This window comes from Sphingomonas sp. 10B4, from assembly GCF_035019905.1.
Taxonomy (GTDB): Bacteria; Pseudomonadota; Alphaproteobacteria; order Sphingomonadales; family Sphingomonadaceae; genus Sphingomonas; species Sphingomonas glacialis.
Genome location: NZ_JASJVC010000228.1, coordinates 1 through 358, shown reverse-complemented (window position 1 = coordinate 358; position 358 = coordinate 1). Strand labels below are relative to the sequence as shown.

Sequence of the window (358 nt, the reverse complement as noted above, 5' to 3'; positions counted from 1 at the left end):
ACAGTATGTCGGTGCCCCAGGCAGTTTTGATTTGATACTTCTTGGCCAGCGCATAAGCATGTTCGGTGCCGCCGACCATTTCGAGTTCTTTCTTACGGTTAGACGAGCCTTCGGCATGGCTGGAATGGCCGTCGTCCAAGAACGGCTGCAAGCTCCACCAAATGCCTTTTTTCGCCATCAACTGGGCCGTCGCCTCATCGAGCAATTGCCCATGATCGATGCATTGAACGCCGGCTTCGATCGCTTGGCGCACCGCACGCGGCGTGTAGGCATGCACGGTCACATACGTGCCCCAGTTAGCAGCCGCTTCGACTGCCGCACGCAACTCTTCCACCGTATATTGGGTCACGTCGAGCGG

The 358-nt window shown here is 57.3% G+C and carries 1 protein-coding gene; it reads right to left on the bottom strand.

Translation table 11 applies throughout. The features are described from left to right. Positions 1-358: amidohydrolase family protein (locus QN347_RS19585; protein ID WP_323494366.1), on the bottom strand; the 358-nt coding region annotated here is incomplete at both ends.